Source organism: Deferribacter thermophilus, assembly GCF_049472675.1.
In the GTDB taxonomy this organism is placed as follows: domain Bacteria; phylum Chrysiogenota; class Deferribacteres; order Deferribacterales; family Deferribacteraceae; genus Deferribacter; species Deferribacter thermophilus.
In genome coordinates, this window is the sequence record NZ_JAPNXM010000005.1 from 81502 (window position 1) to 99707 (window position 18206).

The window sequence follows — 18206 nt, forward strand, 5'->3', positions numbered from 1 at the left end:
GCTCACCCCTCCCTTATACTAATTCTATTTGTGAGAAGAAGTAACCAATTTCAAATGCGGCTGTCTCAGGCGCATCAGAACCATGAACCGCATTGTTGTCAATATTTTTTCCAAACTCTTTTCTCAAAGTTCCTTCCTCTGCATCAGCTGGGTTTGTCGCACCCATCAATTTTCTCCAATCCTTAATAGCATTCTCTTTCTCTAAAACCATTACAATAGATGGGCCAGAGCTCATAAAATCTGTCAGAGCTTCAAAAAAGGGTTTTTCTTTATGAACATAATAAAACCCCTTTGCAACCTCTTTTGTCATCCATATTTTTTTCATCCCAACTATTTTAAAACCTTCATCTTCAATTCTCTGAATAATTTTACCTGACACACCCATCTTAACTGCATCAGGTTTTATAATAGCAAGTGTTCTTTCTACAGCCATACTTTTTACCTCCTGTTATAATTTGAGAGTGTATAAATATCAGTTTTCTTGAAAAAATCAACTTTTTAAGAAAAAAAGTATAAATTTATTGCATATAAATATAATTTTGTATATCTTTCTTGCTCTGGAGGCATTATGGGAATTATCAAAGGGAGTTTGACCTTTTTTAGATTAGGCTATCAAAACGAATTTAATCTTTCTATAACAGAAATTGCAGAAAAACTAAAAGAATACTCTTTTGAAAATCTTTATGATGAACTAAGAGCTGTAAACTATGGTTTTACACCATTTTTATACCCTACAGCAGAAAATTTTGATGAAGCAGAAATATTTTTCAATGAATATATGCTTTTTACTGTTAGAATCGATGAAAAAAAGATTAACTCAAATTTTTTTAACATAGAGTTAGAAAAAAAGAAAAAGGAGCTTTTATCCCAATCAAACAAAGAAAAATTAACAAAATCTGATATCGATTTCCTTAAAAACTCTGTTACAAAAACATTACTTAATTCCACTACCCCTTCTACCACAATTGTTGAAGTGATTTTAGACTCTAATAACAACTTCGTTTATATAAACAAGCTTAACTCCAAAATTTTTGATGCTCTATCTCATCTCTTCAGAATTGCTTTTGATATAAATCTTTACAGAGAATCATTTGCAGAAATACTTAAGCGTAATTTAAGAGATTTATCAATATTGGATAATTTACTAAACAGCTTGCCCACAACAATATAATAAAGGGGGGATTTTTGAGCAAAGAAGTAAAAAAAGATATCTCTTTTCTTGAAAACGAATATCTCACCTATTTATTAATAGAATATTTTTTAGGTAATAACACAATCCAAGTTAATGACCTGCTTCTAAGTTTTAATCTAACTAACTCAATATATCTTGAAGATATTGACCATCAAGAAAAAGTGAACATAATTAGTGATAACTTATCAGAAAACAAAGAGCTGATTACATCACTGAAAAACTCAAAAAAGGTATCTCAACTTACACTAAAACTATCTTCTCAACACATAGAAATCGAAGCCACATTCAAAACAAAACCCCTTAGAATAACAGGGATAAAAGCCCCGACCACTAAAAGTGAAGATTTGAGCGACAATGTCTTAGAAAGAATTTTATATCTAAAATTAGTTTATGAATTCTTCGATAAAACTCTTTTATACTTTGCAAAAATCCGCACAACTGATGAGTGGCATAACAAAATAAAACAGTTCCGCAATAAAATTTCTCATTAAATTTATTTACAATTTATTCAAAACTTATGCTATAATTAATTATGCATTTAGTTAGTTTATTAGAAGAATTATATAATATAGATATCTCAAAACTGTTTATATTTTCCCACAATAATATTCTAATCTCTTATATAAAAAGAAATGAATCTGACTTTTTCAGTGAGGTGGAAATAGAAAATTATAGATTGGAACTATTTTACAACTCTCCCGAAAAATTAAATGACAATCAGATAAACCAGATTAAATTGATTTTACTTTCATGTGCAACTACTTTTAATAGCACAGCAATTATCGATGTTACATACTTACTTGAAAGTATTTTAAGTGATCAAAGTATTGAAAAAACATTAGACAATACTCTATTAAAACTCATTACAGAGGATGACATCTTTAGCGCAGGTTTATATCTCTTTAATAGTAAACTTTTCCAATTAAGAGGGTTACTTTATCAATCCAAAACCAAAACTTTAATGAAAGGTATAAATTTTAAAAAAGAAATTATTGAGCTTAAAGAAAGGAATAATTTTAGTGATATACTCTTTTTTGAACAGATAAAAGAAGTGGATGAATTAAACAATGAATTATTCCCATATAAAAATTATGGTATTGGTATTTATACAAACAAAGGGCCTTTGGGTTTATTAGTAATTTCTACTAAAGAAGCAGAGCTATCTAAGATTAACAATCTGCTTGTTATATATTCAAAAATCTTAGCAATAACTTTTAGTTTTAAGTCTTTAATCCAAAGGTATAAATTTGCTGTCAACGATTTAGATTTCTTTAAAAATAATCTCTTCTACAATAATAACTTGATAAATTTAGGTAAACTTACTGCATCTATTGCCCATGAGTTGAAAAACCCATTGGTTTCTATTGGCGGATTCACGGAAAGGGTCATCAAATTAAACACCGATGAAAGACTAAATACTTATCTAAAAATCATAAAAAATGAAGTAAACAGGATGGAACAACTCATAAACGATCTATTGTTATACTCAAAATCACTCAAATTATCTGTTGATGAAATTAATATTTTAAGTTTAGTTGAAGAAGTCTTAACAATACTTTATGAAAAAATTAAAGAAAAAGAAGCTGAAGTAAAACTACATATCAACAACACAGAAACTTTAAATGTTGATAAATCGAAAATTATGCAAGTATTAGTCAATATTATCAAAAATAGTCTTGATGCTTTTAGTGATACAAAAAACAATATTATTGAAATAAGATCTTTCGATAACGAAAAATATAAAATTTTAGAGATAACAGATAATGCTGGAGGGATACCCACATCCGAACTACCTAAAATTTTTACCCCTTTTTATACCACCAAAGAGAATGGGACTGGTCTTGGTTTACCTATTTGCAAAAAAATAATGGAAGCACATGGAGGTGATATAAAAATATTCTCTGAAAATAACCAAACTAAAATACAATTATTTTTTAAAAAAGAGGTGCAATATGAAGAAAATACTTATTATTGATGATGACCCCAATATAAGAAGCTTTTATCGAGAATTTTTAGAAGAAAACGGTTTTACTGTTATTGAAGCTGAAAATGGCTTTGAAGGGGTAAAAATCTTTAGAGAAGAATCTCCTAACCTGATTTTATTAGATATCAATATGCCAGAAAAAAGTGGGCTTGATATTTTAAAAGAGATAAAAAAGAGAAATGATAAAGTCCCTATATTTCTGTTAACGGCTCATGAAGATTATAAAAGAGATTTTTCAGCTCTATATGCCGATGAATATTTTGTAAAAAATAAAAACCCAGAAATTATTTTAAAAAGGATAAATAAATATTTAGAGTCATAAAAAGCTGGTATCAATAATGATACCAGCCTCCTTTTTATAGATATGTCAAAATATCAGCTGCTACAGCTTCTGGAGCTAACCCAATGAGCTCAAAAATTTGATCAGGTTTGCCAGAATATGAGTAATTTTTAACACCAAACTTTATAAGTTTTATACCATAACCTCTTTCAGCAATATAGTCTGCTAAAATGGAACCTAAGCCTGTATTAATATTATGGTCTTCATAAGTAATCCAAATTTTACTATCTTTAAATTTTTCCAAAACCTCTTCATCCAATTTAAAAGGTGTCGATACATTTAAAACTGCAAGATTTTTATTGGCAGATTTTACAATCTCATGCACTTTAATGGCACGAGACAACATAGAACCATAACTAAACAAAGGTATTTCCCCATCTCTAACTATGTCTATTTTTCCATATTTAAACTCATAATCTTCACCAAAAAAAGGGTTTCCATTCTCATCTGAAATAATAGGTGTTTTTGACCTACCCATAGCTATTAAAAAGTTCCCATACTCTTTAGCTGCATATCTGACAGTCCTATCTGTTTGATTTGGATCAGCAGGAACAATCACTTTAAAGCCATAAAGATTCCTCATTGCACCAATATAATCAATACATTGGTGAGTTTTGCCATCCTCTCCCACATCTATACCCACATGAGTTGTAACAACCTTTAAGTTTGTATCATTTATATCATTTAATCGTTGCTGGTTAAAAGTCTCATCAATACCAAATACTCCAAAATCTGCAAAAAAAGGGACCACCCCATTTACACTTGCAGCTCCAGCACAAACTGCCGTATGATGCTCCTGAATCCCTGCTTCATAAAAATTTTCTGCAAACTCTTTTGCCACCTTATCAGTTTTTACTGAACCTGCCAGATCACAATCAAAAACTATTACCTGAGTTTTATTGTTTGCCATATTTATCTGAACAAGCTCAGTGATGGCATTTCCAAAAGCACTCCTATTGTCCATAGAGATATCTATTCCATAAGTTTTAGAAAATCCCGTATCTACACTAACATCGTATCTAAAAATTTCATGCGCTGACTCATCAAAAACAAACTGTTTTCTCATCTCTTTGTACTTCTCAAGATCATTTTCAAGTCCCAGCTCTTTTAGGGCAGCATCAAGTTGTTCTTCACTCAAAGGCTTTCCATGATAAACCTCTTTATTCTCCATAAAAGAGACACCTTTACCCATCACAGTTTTTGCTAATATCAAAACTGGCCTTGCTATCTTTTTAGCTTGATAAATTGCATCAGCAATCTCTTTGATATTGTGCCCATCTATTTCAAGGACTGCCCAACCAGAAGCAATATATTCATCCTTTATATTTTGAGGCATAACCTCATTTATATCACCGCTAATCTGCAATTTATTATAATCCACAAAAGCTATCAAGTTATCTAAATTATATTTAACAGCAAACCTTCTTGCCTCGCTAATTTGTCCTTTTTGCTGCTCACCATCCCCCATAAAGCAGTAAACATCATACTGGACACCTAAATGCTTTGCCGCAAGAGCCATCCCGCAGGCTGCTGACAAACCTTGGCCTAAATTACCTGTAGTCCATTCTACACCTGGCACCATTCTCTCGATATGCCCCTCAAAGATACTCCCAGCCAATCTAAAATAAGCAATTGCCTCATCAATATCAAAAAACCCATTTCTACCAAGTGCAGAATAAACACCTGGAGAAGTATGTCCATGAGAAACAATTACTCTATCTCTATCCAAACTTCTATAATTTTCAGGTGAAATATTAGCTATTTTATATACTGTCAAATACATATCAATAGATGACATTGAACCACCAGGGTGACCACTCCCTGCCAAAGTTGTCATTTTCAAAATATCGCCACGACACAAAACAGCAAGCTTTTCTAATTCTTTTATTTCAGCTTCGCTAAGTTTTTTCATTATACACTCCGACTATATAAATTTTGTTTTCGCACTATTAACAAACTAACATAACATTGTCAATTTATCTTTTATTTCAAATTCTATTGAATTTTTATATCAAAAATATAAAATACAAAAAAATTAATATGAGGTTAACAATGAAAAAAATAATCTTTTTACTTTTCACTTTTTTCCTAATTTTATTTTTAGGATGTTCACAGAAAACAGCCACATTAGAAAAATCTATCGATAAATCTTTACAGAAAAACCCATACGAAATAATTAAAGTAATCCTTGATAAAAATTCTCCTACTAACGACTACAAATATTATAAAACTTATCATTCTGATGATAACAGATTATTAGCCTTTACATGGGTGCATAAAAAATTGGACAAATTTTATATAAAAACTCTCGAGCTTTATGACAATAATCATACAACTAAAATTAATAAATTTTTTGGTGCAAATTATGTAAAAGTCATTAATGGAAATATTTACAGCTGTTATGGGACTTCTTTGAAAGAACCTGTAATAACAAAAAATGGGGTAAAAGTTGACTGGTACCTTTTCGATAGAGGAGAATGCAAGCAAACATTTAATATAAAAGTAAAAAATAATGACGATGCTACAAAGCTTGCTGATGCTTTACAGTCAATTATAAACCTTTATCCAGATAAGAAAAACCGTTTTGATTCATATAGAAAACCTGAGACAAAAGATGATAAAGAGAATAACAGATGTAGTGTTGATAAAATCATAAAGATGAAAGAGATAGGCTTAACCACTGAAGAGATAAAAAAGATTTGTGAATAAGTTATCATAGATGACAGCACTTTTTGCTATTTTCATCAAGACAGTTTTACCTATCTTTATCATTATTGCTTTTGCTTATATTTATAACAAAATAAAAAACATTGATTTTAAATACATTACCGATGTCACACTTACTATTTTTGCTCCCATATTTGTATTTCATTCACTAATGTCTCATAAAATTGAAACACACACCCTATATAAGCCTTTTATTTTTATGATTATTCTTATTAGTATGCTAATATTGATTGCTTCAATTACTTTTAAAATACATAACTTTGATGATAAATACAAAATACCTTTCATACTCTCAGTATCCATGATCAACGTGGGAAACTTTGGGCTTCCATTGATTAGTTTCGCCTATGGTGAAAAAGGGGTTTTATATTCGATTATATACTTTGTAGTATTTAATATACCTCTTTCCACTTTGGCAATTATGCTCTCCTCAAACGAAAAAAACCTCCTTTTGGCCATTAAAGATGTTATAAAAATCCCCTTAATACACGCATTTATACTAGCAATAATCTTTTCTGAGCTAAAAATTACTCTACCAGACTTTATAGAAAAACCTTTTAGCTTGATGTCAAACGCCACAATCCCATTACTGATTTTTATATTAGGGCTTCAACTATCAAAAATTAGTATCTCATCAAAACTATTAAAACCTGCTTTACTTTCCGTATCTTTAAGATTAATTGCTTCTCCAATAATTGCTATTTTAATAGCTAAAATTTTAAATATTAATGGTGTTGAAAAACAGGTAGCTATTGTTCAAACATCAGCTCCTAGCGCTCTCTTGCCCCTTATGTACGCTATAAAATTTAATAAATCCCCAGAGTTTTTATCTACAACAATACTTTTATCTACAATACTTTCTGGAATAACTCTCCCTGTACTAATTTCATGTTTGACTTAAAAAGCAATTTCTCTATTATAAAGAAAATGAATGATGCGCAAATTTATCAAAAAAAGAGGTGATTCATGCCAAAAGTATATGCAATTTCTATTAGTGAAAGAAAAGGGACAAAAAAACATAATATAGAAACTGCAGAAATCAAAGCAAACCACGGGATTGTAAATGATGCACATGCTGGTGATTGGCATAGACAAATAAGCTTTTTAGCCAAAGAAAGTATTGAAAAGATGCAAAATTTAGGTCTTAAGGTAAAAAGTGGAGATTTTGCCGAAAATATCACCACAGAAGGGATTGAGCTGTGTAAAATGAAGGTAGGTGAAAGACTTAAAATAAACAATATTGAATTCGTAATCTCTCAAATAGGTAAAATCTGTCACCATAGATGTGCTATTTATTATCAAGCAGGTGATTGTATAATGCCAAAAGAGGGGATTTTTGCCGTAGTAAAAAATGATGGGAAAATAAGTGTAGGTGATCCAATCGAAAAGCTACCTAAAGATGGTTTTAGCGCAGCTATTATAACGCTCAGTGATAAAGGTAGCAAAGGGGAAAGGGAAGATATAACTGGGCTTAAAATAAAAGAATATATTGAGAAAAATTTAGCTACATCGTTTATCAGATACGAAATGATACCTGACGAAAAGGATATATTAGAAAATATGCTTGTTGATTTTGCCGATTTACAGCAGTTTGACTTAATCATAACCAATGGCTCTACTGGTGTATCGCCAAGAGATATTGCACCTGATGTTACAAAAAAGGTTATAGAGAAAGAATTACCAGGATTTTCAGAAGCAATGCGAATGAAAAGCTTTGAAAAAACACCTCATGCTCTAATCTCAAGAGCATTATGTGGAATAAGGAGAAATTCTTTGATTATCAACCTACCAGGAAGCCCAAAAGGTGCAATGGAAAATCTCGAAACCATTTTCCCAGCGATACCACATACAATAAAAAAATTGCAAGGGGATACAGAGGACTGTGCAACAAACTAAAAGGCCATATTTTTTAGTCATAGATGGGATAGATGGCTCAGGAAAATCTACTCAATGCAAATTACTTAGCAATTATTTATCTACAAAAAAGGTGGATTTTATCCTTACAAAAGAGCCTGGCGGAACTGAAGTTGGAAATATTTTAAGAAATATTCTTATCTCTTCAGAATACAATATTGAGCCAGAAACTGAGCTTCTACTTTATTCGGCTGACAGATTAGAACACCAGAAAAAAGTTATTGAGCCAGCTTTAGAAAATAATAAAATTATAATATGTGATCGTTTTATTTCCTCAACTTATGCTTACCAAGTCTTTGGTAGAGGTTTAAATATTGATACATTAAAACTTTTAGAAAAACTTACCGTTTTTTACTGGCCAAACTTAACAATTTTAATCGATATTCCCATAAAAATAGCTTTAGAAAGGGCTATAAAAAGATTAAAAGAATACGAAAAAATAGACAGCGAAGGTAAATTTGAAAAAGAAGGGCTCAATTTTTACAAAAAGGTTAGAGATGGTTTTATCTGGTACAGTAAAAATTATAAAAATGTCATAATATTAGATGGAAACAAAGATATAGAAAGTTTATCTAAGGAAATAATTTCTTTGGTAAAAAAAGAGTTATGTTTATAGGCCACAAACACCTAAAAGACTATTTTAAAATAATAAAAGAAAGAGAGACATTTCATAATGCTTATATTTTTACTGGTAATGAAGGGGTAGGGAAAAAACTATTTGCTCTAAATTTAGCTAAATCTGTACATTGCTTAAATGACAAATACTTTGAAGAGTGCCATTGTAACAGTTGTCTACAGATAAATGAAAACATCTATCCTGATGTAATACTTTTACAAGAGGATGAGCTATCTATCGATAATATTAGAGAATTAAGTGAAAAAGCATTCCTCTCATCTTTTTCAGGCAAAAGAAAATTTTTTATACTTGATAACTTCCACAAGATAAAACGAGAAGCTGCAAATGCAATGCTCAAAACTTTAGAAGAACCACCCATCGATACAACTTTTATTTTAATAACACATAATTACGATATGGTTTTACCTACAATAAGATCTAGATGCATCAAAATTGTCTTTCATAGACTTTCAAAAGAGGAACTAACTCAAATTAACAAAGATGTAGATACTTTTGAGCCATTCATAGATATTTTAAACTGTGAACTATTTGATATCATAAATGAAATTAATAAAATCAATGATAGAGATGAATTTTCTACAATTTTAGAAAATACTTTCAAATATTCTAAAAAACTTGCTTTAGAAAAAGAAAATATTAAATTAGGCAGTTTTAGCGATTATCTACTGGATATTTTGAAAAGTGTTGACTATAATATCAATCTTGATATAGCAAAAGGGTATTTAATTACAAAAATTATCGAGGTTAAAAGTGATTGAAATAAATGCTACTGGCGTTGCCTTTAAAAGGGCTGGTAAAATATATGATTTTTTAACAAATGATGTTATTGCAAAAAGAGGTGATTTTGTAGTTGTTGAATCGGAAAAAGGTGAAGACATAGCTACGGTTATAATCCCAGATAGAAAAATCCAAATAGAAGATATCTCTGTAATGAAAAAAGTTTTAAGGCTTGCAAACAGTGATGATTTAACTCAATTAGCTCAAAACAGAAGAGATGAAATTAAAGCATTAGAAATTTGTAAGCAATTTGTAAAAAAGCATAAACACGAAATGAAACTCCTCAAAGCAGAATACACATTAGATAGAAAAAGGCTCACATTCTATTTTACAGCAGATGGTAGAATCGATTTTAGAGAGTTGGTTAAAGATTTGGCAAGAGTATTCAGAACAAGGATAGAGATGAGACAGGTTGGGGTTAGAGACGCGACAAAGATTTTAGGCGGAATAGGGGTTTGTGGGAGAGAGCTCTGCTGTTCATCTTTTTTAAGGACATTTCAGAATATATCTATCAAAATGGCTAAAGACCAAAATCTTATACTAAACCCTTCAAAGATATCTGGTGTATGCAGTAGATTAATGTGCTGTCTAATGTATGAAACCTATGAAGAAGAGTTACAAGAAGGCGAATTTATAGAGTTTGAAGATATAGTGGATGAAGAAAGTGGAGGAAAGATATGAATAATAAAACCTTTTATGTTACCACCCCAATATATTATGTAAATGATGTACCTCATATTGGTCATGCATACACCACAGTCGCTGCAGATGTTTTGGCTAGGTATAAAAGGCTTTGTGGTTATGATGTATTTTTCCTCACAGGCACTGATGAGCATGGACAAAAAATTGAACAAGCTGCACAAAAAAAAGGGGTAACCCCTAAAGAGCTTGCTGACACTGTTGTTGAAAGATTCAAAAGTTTGTGGGTAAAGCTAAATATATCCAATGACAAGTTTATAAGAACTACCGATGAAGAGCACAAAAAAGCTGTACAAAAAATCTTTAAAAAAATGCAAGAAAATGGTGACATTTATTTGGGAGAATACGAAGGGTGGTATTGCACCCCTTGCGAAACATACTGGACAGAAACTCAACTTTTAGATGGCAACCATTGCCCATCCTGTGGTAGAGAAACACATAAATTAAAAGAACCTAGCTACTTCTTTAGGATGTCAAAATATCAGGATGAATTATTGAAATACATCGAAGAAAATCCCGATTTTATACAGCCACCATCAAGAAAAAACGAGATTGTATCATTTATAAAAGAGGGGTTAAAAGATTTATCTGTAAGTAGAGTATCATTTAAATGGGGTATCCCTGTTCCTGGAGACGAAAACCATGTAATTTATGTTTGGATAGATGCTTTGACAAACTACATTTCTGCAATTGGTTATTTAGATGAAACAGAACAGTTTAAAAAATACTGGCCAGCAGATGTCCACCTTGTAGGAAAAGATATTCTCAGATTCCATACAGTTTACTGGCCTACTATGCTTATGAGTGCAGGGCTACCACTACCTAAAAAAGTTTTTGCCCATGGATGGTGGACAGTAGAAGGTCAAAAAATGAGTAAATCTCTTGGCAATGCCATTGACCCTAACTGGCTTGTGGACACCTTCGGTGTTGATGCTATTAGATACTTTTTGTTAAGAGAAGTCCCTTTTGGACTTGATGGTGACTTTTCCTTTAAGGCACTAATACATAGAATAAATGGTGATCTTGCCAACGATTTGGGTAATCTTTTAAATAGAACACTAGGTATGATAAAAAGATATTTTGATGGTGTTATCCCCGCATATAAAGAAGAGGATGAATCTGACAGAGAACTGTTGGCAAAGATTGAAGAAGTTTTTGAAGAGGTTGATAAACATCTAAATAATATAGCTTTCAATAAAGCTTTGATAGCCATTTGGCAGCTTGTATCCGAACTAAACAAATATATAGACAAAAATGCACCATGGATGTTAGCAAAAGATGAATCAAAAAGGGATAGATTAGAATCTGTTTTGTATCTTGTGCTTGATGGTATAAGGATACTTTCTCTGCTTATCTATCCATTTATGCCTGATACAGCAAAGGAAATCAGAAGACAGCTCAATTTAGATATCGATTTACATAAAAGTAATTTTGATGAACTTAAAAAGGTAAAACAACTAAAATCTGGTATTAAGATTGGAGAAGTAAAGCAGTTATTCCCCCGCATTGATGAAAAAGAATTCTTAGAGAAAATTTCTAAAGAAAACGAAAAGACAATGCCTGAACCATCAGTAGAGGAAATAACTATCGATCATTTTTCAAAAGTTGTAATAAAAGCAGGCAAAATATTAGAAGCTGAAAAAATTGTAAAATCTGAAAAACTTCTTAAACTCAAAGTTGATTTGGGAAATAATGATATAAGACAGATTGTAGCAGGTGTTGCAAAAAGTTATAATCCAGAGGATTTAAAAGGGAAAACAGTGGCTGTTGTATCAAATTTAAAACCAGCTAAACTGATGGGGGTAAAATCTGAAGGGATGATTTTAGCTGCCTGGGTTGGGGATCGACATGTCGTAGTAGAGTTACCAGATGATGTTCCTGCAGGAAGTATTATAAAATGAAGGACTTAGAAACACATTTAAAAATATTGCGTGAGAATGGGGCTTTTTTTACTGATACCCATTCTCATATTCATTTTGAACCATTATGCTCAAACCTAAAAGCAGTTTTTGATAATTGTAAAAAAAATAGTATTCACAGAATTATAAACATAGGGATAAATTATACAGACTCTTTAAAAGCTTTGGATATTGCAAAAAATTACCCCTTTGTTTATGCATCAATTGGTGTTCATCCACATGATTCAAACGATTTTAATCTAAAAGAGTTGTCACTTTTTGAAAAATTAGCAAAAAATGAAAAGGTAATAGCAATTGGTGAAATAGGGCTTGATTATTATAGAAATTATGCCCCAAAAGATGTCCAGCAAAGCGTTTTTAGGATTTTCCTTGATTTAGCTATATCATTAAACAAACCGATCATTATACATAATAGAGATGCTTCAGATGATTTGATAAAAATCTTAAATGAAATGAATAAAGGGCAAAAATTAAAAGGGATTATTCACTGTTTCAATGGTGATAAAAAAATAATGCGTTGGGCATTAGATAACGGTTTTTTGATATCTGTTGCAGGGAATATCACTTATAAAAAAGCAACAGAAATCCAGGAAGCTGTAAAAGAAGTACCTATTGAACATCTTTTAGTGGAAACAGATTCACCCTATTTAGCACCCATTCCAAAAAGAGGTAAAACAAACGAGCCATCTTTTACAATTTATACTGCAATCTATATTTCAAAATTACTTGATATAGACCTAATCTCATTAGCAAAACAGACAGAATCAAATATAGCGCGACTATTTGGAGAACTTAATGCCTTATAAACTATTAATTGTCGAAGATGACACAGAAACATTGTTAGGATTAAAAAACTATTTTGAAAAAAAAGGGTTTACCGTTGATATAGTTGATAATGGTAAAGACGCCTATACCATGATTCAAGACAATAATTATTCACTTGTGATTACTGATATAAATATGCCATTTATGGATGGCTTAAATTTTTTAAGCAAAATAAGAAATATCGATGAAGAAATTCCTGTAATTGTAATCACAGCTTTCTCAAATATTGACAATCTTGTTTTATCTTTTGATCTTGGTGCAGTTGATTTTATTGAAAAACCGTTTGACCCTGACGATTTGTTAACAAAAGTTCGGGAAATTTTAAATAATCATTAATTAATATTTACTATCCGTTATGTTGTGATATAATTATATAATGAAACTCTTATCAGTGAAATTTATCACTTTATAGAGCTTTAGTAGAAAAATTTTATTTTGATTTAGGAGGATGTTATGAAAAAGAAGACCTTAACTACCATCTTCACAATCATTTTGATATTTTCGTTGATTTCGAGTTCCTATGCTTTAAGCCAAAGGGACGGGAAAAGGAAGTTTAAAAGGTACTGTCACAAAGAATGTCACGATGGTGACAAAAAAGGGATACCTGTCATCACTCCATCAACCTACACGATAGAGCAGTGGAAATATTTTTTCCAAGACAATATGAAGAGACTTAGAAGCTTTCACAAAAATGGAGAGCTTGATAATCTAAAACTCAAAGAAAAACATTGGAAAAACATGGAAGCTTTTTTGACAAACCATGGATTAGGTTCCTTTGAGCCTGAAAGCTGTACCAATTAAAATAAAAAAGGGGCTGTTTTTGACAGCCCCTTTATGCTTTATAAGCACTACCAAGAACATTTATATTTTTATGTTTATACATTTTCACAAGTTCTTCTCTTGCAGGCTTTAAATATTTTCTTGGGTCAAACTCTTTTGGATTGTTCCACAAAAACTCTCTAACTTTTGCAGTAAAAGCAAGTCTTCCATCACTATCAATATTTATTTTACATACAGCGCTTGTTGCAGCTTTTCTAAGCTGGTCTTCAGGTACACCCACAGCCCCCTCTAAATTTCCGCCATACTTATTTATCAACTCTACATATTCAGGTATTACAGATGAAGCTCCATGCAAAACTATAGGAAAACCTGGCAATCTTCTTTCAATCTCCTCTAAAATATCAAATCTAAGAGGTGGTATAGGCTCACCAGGTTTTACTTTAAATTTATAAGCACCATGAGATGTACCAATAGAAATTGCAAGGGAATCAACCCCTGTCCTTTCCACAAACTCTTCTACCTCATCGGGATTTGTATAGTGAGATTTCTCTGCTTGAACATCCTCTTCTATTCCAGCTAAAACTCCCAATTCACCTTCTACAGTCACATCAAACTGATGAGCATATTCCACCACTTTTCTTGTAAGCTCAATATTTTCCTCAAAAGGTAAATGAGAACCATCTATCATTACAGAAGAAAACCCATTATCTACACAAGCCTTACACAACTCAAAACTATCACCATGATCAAGATGTAATGCTATAGGGATTTCATATCCAAGCTCTTTAGCATACTCCACAGCACCCATAGCCATATACCTTAACATAGTTGCATTCGCATACTGTCTTGCCCCTTTTGAGACCTGCAATATCACAGGTGATCTTGTTTCTACACAAGCTTGAATTATAGCCTGTAACTGCTCTAAATTGTTGAAATTATAAGCAGGGATAGCATATTTACCTTCCATCGCTTTTTTAAACATCTCTCTTGTGTTAACAAGCCCTAACTCTTTGTAACTAATCCCCATAAGCTCCTCCTTAGTCATTTATTTTATTCAAAATTTCATCAACAGAGTGGAAGACTCCAAACTCTGTAATAAATCCACAAATAAGATTTGAAGGTGTCACATCAAATGCAGGGTTATAAACATTTACATTTTCTGGAGCAATCAATTTATCACCAATTTTTCTAACCTCATCAGGATTTCTATGCTCAATTACAATATCATCACCACATTCTATACTAAAATCAAAAGTTGAAATCGGAGTAGCAATATAAAGTGGGATATCATGGAAATATGCTAAGACAGCCAGCTGATAAGTGCCAATTTTGTTTGCAGTATCACCATTTTTGGCTATTCTATCAGCACCCACAATTATTTTATCTATCTTCTTTTGCTTCATCAAAAAACCAGGCATATTATCACAAATAAGAGTGCAGGGGATCCCCTCTTCCATCAATTCAAAAGCTGTTAATCTTGCACCCTGCAAATAAGGCCTTGTCTCATCTACATACACATGTATATTCAAACCTGCCTCTTTTGCCGCCCTAAATACCCCAAGAGCTGTGCCATATCCAGCAGTAGCAAGAGCTCCAGCATTACAGTGAGTAAGGATGTTATCACCATCTTTAATAACCTGTAACCCACTTTTGCCAATCATTCTGTTATACTCGATATCCCTTTTAAAAAGCTTTACTGCGCTTTTTTCAACAAAATCTATATCACCTTCTGCATACTCATAGGTAGCTTTCATCTTATCAAGAGCCCATTTAAGATTTACCGCAGTCGGTCTTGTATTGAGTAGTAGATTATAAATTTCATCTATATTTTTCCCCTCTTTGAGCCCTAAAACCACACCAAAAGCAGCGGTAACACCAATAGCAGGAGCACCTCTTACAACCATATCCTTTATAGCATTTGCCACATCTTCTGCAGTATTGCACTCAACATACCTTTTTTCATGAGGTAAGATTCTCTGATCAAGAAGTTTTAATACTCCATTTCCCCAAACAATAGGCTCAACCATAATAACCCCTAAACAAACATATTCAAATGCATTTTCAAATCATCTATCTTCATCTTAGCCATATCAACATTCTCACTACTACAACCAGGGATCACATAAGCATAATATTTTAAATTAAACCCCTCTGCTATTTTCTTAAGCCAGTTTGTAGCAAGGCTTGCGTGATCCCTATTTTGAGCTCCCTGAGTCATCACAAAAAACATTTTTGCAGCATTTTTAAATTTGCTTACCCTGTTAGCATCCTTTAAACAGTACCACCTATCAAGAAACAGTTTCAGTTGACCACTGATAAAGCCGTAATAATTTGGAGAAATAACAATTAACAGATCAGCATCTACAAGCTCAGGTAAAATATCTTTCAAATCATCGTTAACCACACAAAAAGTATTGTTCTTTCTGCAGCTATAACAGGATTGACACCCTTTGAAAGTTAAGTCGTTTAGATTGATAAGATTAGCTTCAGGATATTTTTCTAACAAACTGTTTGCAACAAAGGCAGAATTACCTTTTTTTCTTGGACTTCCATTGATTATAAAAACCTTCATTGTATCTCCCTCAAAATATCGTTTGCTGCAATAATACCTGATGCATTTGCCTGGATAATCCCCCTTGTAATACCTGCTCCGTCACCTACACAATATAGATTTTCAATATTTTGAGACCTCATATTTTTATCAACCCTGATACGCAATGAGTAAAATTTGACCTCTACCCCATACATCAATGTATTTGGATCAGCCATACCAGGCATTACAGTATCAAGCTGCAACATAGTTTCCTTTAAATCTGTTAAGTACCTATAAGGCAAGACAAAAGACAGATCACCTGGCATAGCACTTTTTAGAGTAGGGACAACAAAGTTTTTTTCAATTCGCTTAACAGTTGACCTTCTACCTCTAAGAAGATCTCCAAACCTCTGAACTATAACATTTCCACCACTTAGCATATTTGCAAGATTGGCAATGTATCTACCATATTTAACGGGTTCTTTAAAAGGCTCTGTAAACTTTGTAGAAACAAGTAGTGCAAAATTGGTATTATTACTCTTTTTATTTTTATAAGAATGCCCATTTACCGTTAAAATATCACCATCATTTCTCTCTATGGCCACAAAACCACCAGGATTTACACAAAATGTTCTAACTTCATCTTCAAACTCTGTAGTGTAATATTTAATCTTAAACTCGTATAAATAGTTAGTAAAATGGTCAGTGACAGCCCTTGGGACCTCAACCCTAACCCCGATATCCACAGGGTTTATATCAGAATCTATCCCATACTTTTCTGCTATCTCCTGCATCCAAGCATTACCACTTCTGCCCACTGCGATAATCACTTTGTCATAATATTTTTTTGAATCATCGGCTAAAACAATACCCTTTATTTTACCACTTTCTACAATCAAATCTTTAACTGGTGTATTGCAATATACATTTATATTTTCCTCTTTTTCAAAAAGCTCATAAATCCTTTTTATAGCAAGCAAACAGTTGTCTGTGCCAAGATGTCTGATTTTTGCAGCATACAATCTCAATTTATTTCTGCTACACTGATATTCCAAATCTTTTATCTTTTCATAATCACTTTTTGTATCAATCTCTGTCACACCACTAAACTTTACCCATATATCATCAGCCTCATCTATCAATTTTTCAAGCTCAGCTTCTGAAATATAATCGGTGAGCCAGCCGCCAAACTCTGTTGTTAAAGTAAGCTTGCCGTCTGAAAAAGCTCCAGCACCACCGAATCCGCTCATTACCTCTTTTCTTGTCCTTTCAAGAATACTTTTACCTTTCTCATAAATATCTACAGAGATGTTTTTATTCTGTATCAGCTTATAAGCAGCAAACATCCCTGCGCTACCAGCACCTATTATGGCTACTTTCACCATTTCCCCCTAAATTTTCATGATTTTTGCATCAAAATTTTTGCCTTCAATCTCCAATATAGCATAAGAATTAAAATCTGTATATCGATTATTTGTGGGGCTACCAGGATTTAAAAAATGAACATCGCCAAGAACGCCCCAAAAAGGCTTATGGGTATGGCCATAAACAATTAAATCTACACCTTCAAATTGATAAAGCAACCTATTTTCTAAACCAAAAGGTGCACCATCCCCATGTACCAAACCAACCTTTACCTCATCAAATTTAATAACTCTCTTTTTTGGCATCAAAGTCTCATCAAAAAATGGATCCATATTCCCTTTTACTGCATACACATTTGGGTTAATATGCTCAATCTGATGAATCGGCTTATAGCCAACTACATCCCCAGCATGCAAGATTGCATCACAACGATTAAACTCTTCAATTAAGGATGAGGGCAATTTGTCTATATCGTCAGTATGTGTATCAGAAATAACCAAAATCCTCATAATAG

General features: G+C 32.2%; 21 protein-coding genes. 14 read left to right on the forward strand and 7 right to left on the reverse strand.

Translation table 11 applies throughout. The features are described 5' to 3' along the window. Positions 1-13: 13 nt before the first annotated feature. Positions 14-433: a nucleoside-diphosphate kinase gene (ndk, locus tag OWM07_RS06100; protein WP_423302788.1), complete on the reverse strand. Its 420-nt coding sequence runs from the start codon at positions 431-433 to the stop codon at positions 14-16. Between the two features lie 135 nt (positions 434-568). Between ndk and rdgC the strand changes: the two genes are divergently transcribed. From rdgC to OWM07_RS06120, 4 genes are read left to right on the forward strand one after another with little or no spacing between them, the layout of a single operon-like run. Further along, complete coding sequence (gene rdgC, locus OWM07_RS06105; RefSeq protein ID WP_423302789.1) at positions 569-1171, forward strand: recombination-associated protein RdgC; 603 nt, start codon at positions 569-571, stop codon at positions 1169-1171. A 14-nt stretch (positions 1172-1185) separates the two neighbouring features. Then, entirely contained in the window at positions 1186-1683 is a 498-nt protein-coding gene (locus OWM07_RS06110) for a hypothetical protein (RefSeq protein WP_423302790.1), read from the forward strand. A 41-nt stretch (positions 1684-1724) separates the two neighbouring features. Further along, positions 1725-3167: a sensor histidine kinase gene (locus tag OWM07_RS06115; protein ID WP_423302791.1), complete on the forward strand. Its 1443-nt coding sequence runs from the start codon at positions 1725-1727 to the stop codon at positions 3165-3167. Further along, positions 3145-3498: a response regulator gene (locus OWM07_RS06120; protein ID WP_423302792.1), complete on the forward strand. Its 354-nt coding sequence runs from the start codon at positions 3145-3147 to the stop codon at positions 3496-3498. The genes OWM07_RS06115 and OWM07_RS06120 overlap by 23 nt, the downstream gene beginning before the upstream one ends. A 34-nt stretch (positions 3499-3532) precedes the next feature. Here OWM07_RS06120 and OWM07_RS06125 read toward each other — a convergent pair whose 3' ends face one another. Next, entirely contained in the window at positions 3533-5428 is a 1896-nt protein-coding gene (locus OWM07_RS06125; protein ID WP_423302793.1) for a transketolase, read from the reverse strand. 140 nt (positions 5429-5568) lie between these two features. On the opposite strand from OWM07_RS06125, the gene OWM07_RS06130 reads away from it, so the two are divergent. The 10 genes from OWM07_RS06130 to OWM07_RS06175 all read left to right on the forward strand — a co-directional run bounded on the left by OWM07_RS06130 (position 5569) and on the right by OWM07_RS06175 (position 13815). Next, positions 5569-6225, forward strand: a complete 657-nt coding sequence (locus OWM07_RS06130; RefSeq protein ID WP_423302794.1) for a hypothetical protein — start codon at positions 5569-5571, stop codon at positions 6223-6225. 10 nt (positions 6226-6235) lie between these two features. Next, positions 6236-7144, forward strand: coding sequence for an AEC family transporter (locus OWM07_RS06135; protein WP_423302795.1), 909 nt, complete (start codon positions 6236-6238; stop codon positions 7142-7144). Positions 7145-7209: 65 nt separating this feature from the next. Then, the gene (locus OWM07_RS06140) at positions 7210-8139 is read left to right on the forward strand and encodes an MOSC domain-containing protein (RefSeq protein WP_423302796.1); all 930 of its coding nucleotides are present in this window, start codon (positions 7210-7212) and stop codon (positions 8137-8139) included. After that, complete coding sequence (tmk, locus tag OWM07_RS06145; protein ID WP_423302797.1) at positions 8126-8773, forward strand: dTMP kinase; 648 nt, start codon at positions 8126-8128, stop codon at positions 8771-8773. Before OWM07_RS06140 ends, tmk begins: the two co-directional genes overlap by 14 nt. Beyond that, complete coding sequence (locus OWM07_RS06150; RefSeq protein WP_423302798.1) at positions 8764-9552, forward strand: DNA polymerase III subunit; 789 nt, start codon at positions 8764-8766, stop codon at positions 9550-9552. The genes tmk and OWM07_RS06150 overlap by 10 nt, the downstream gene beginning before the upstream one ends. Beyond that, positions 9545-10252 (forward strand): PSP1 domain-containing protein, encoded by a 708-nt coding sequence (locus OWM07_RS06155; protein WP_423302799.1) that lies wholly within the window; start codon positions 9545-9547, stop codon positions 10250-10252. The genes OWM07_RS06150 and OWM07_RS06155 overlap by 8 nt, the downstream gene beginning before the upstream one ends. After that, a complete protein-coding gene (gene metG / locus OWM07_RS06160; RefSeq protein WP_423302800.1) occupies positions 10249-12171 on the forward strand; it encodes a methionine--tRNA ligase in 1923 nt (640 codons plus the stop codon). The genes OWM07_RS06155 and metG overlap by 4 nt, the downstream gene beginning before the upstream one ends. Next, entirely contained in the window at positions 12168-12995 is an 828-nt protein-coding gene (locus OWM07_RS06165) for a TatD family hydrolase (RefSeq protein ID WP_423302801.1), read from the forward strand. Before metG ends, OWM07_RS06165 begins: the two co-directional genes overlap by 4 nt. Then, a complete protein-coding gene (locus OWM07_RS06170; protein ID WP_423302802.1) occupies positions 12985-13350 on the forward strand; it encodes a response regulator transcription factor in 366 nt (121 codons plus the stop codon). The genes OWM07_RS06165 and OWM07_RS06170 overlap by 11 nt, the downstream gene beginning before the upstream one ends. Positions 13351-13467: 117 nt before the next feature. Further along, the gene (locus OWM07_RS06175) at positions 13468-13815 is read left to right on the forward strand and encodes a hypothetical protein (protein WP_423302803.1); all 348 of its coding nucleotides are present in this window, start codon (positions 13468-13470) and stop codon (positions 13813-13815) included. Between the two features lie 31 nt (positions 13816-13846). Here OWM07_RS06175 and OWM07_RS06180 read toward each other — a convergent pair whose 3' ends face one another. The 5 genes from OWM07_RS06180 to OWM07_RS06200 are packed head-to-tail and all read right to left on the reverse strand — an operon-like array spanning position 13847 to position 18201. Continuing rightward, on the reverse strand, positions 13847-14821 hold the full coding sequence (locus OWM07_RS06180) for a class II fructose-bisphosphate aldolase (RefSeq protein ID WP_423302804.1): 975 nt from the start codon (positions 14819-14821) through the stop codon (positions 13847-13849). Between the two features lie 10 nt (positions 14822-14831). Continuing rightward, positions 14832-15821, reverse strand: a complete 990-nt coding sequence (gene mtnA / locus OWM07_RS06185) for an S-methyl-5-thioribose-1-phosphate isomerase (RefSeq protein WP_423302805.1) — start codon at positions 15819-15821, stop codon at positions 14832-14834. A gap of 8 nt (positions 15822-15829) precedes the next feature. Beyond that, positions 15830-16366 (reverse strand): flavodoxin family protein, encoded by a 537-nt coding sequence (locus OWM07_RS06190; protein WP_423302806.1) that lies wholly within the window; start codon positions 16364-16366, stop codon positions 15830-15832. Continuing rightward, entirely contained in the window at positions 16363-17712 is a 1350-nt protein-coding gene (locus OWM07_RS06195; RefSeq protein ID WP_423302807.1) for an NAD(P)/FAD-dependent oxidoreductase, read from the reverse strand. The genes OWM07_RS06190 and OWM07_RS06195 overlap by 4 nt, the downstream gene beginning before the upstream one ends. A 6-nt stretch (positions 17713-17718) precedes the next feature. Next, positions 17719-18201, reverse strand: a complete 483-nt coding sequence (locus tag OWM07_RS06200; RefSeq protein ID WP_423302808.1) for a metallophosphoesterase family protein — start codon at positions 18199-18201, stop codon at positions 17719-17721. Positions 18202-18206 lie beyond the last annotated feature (5 nt).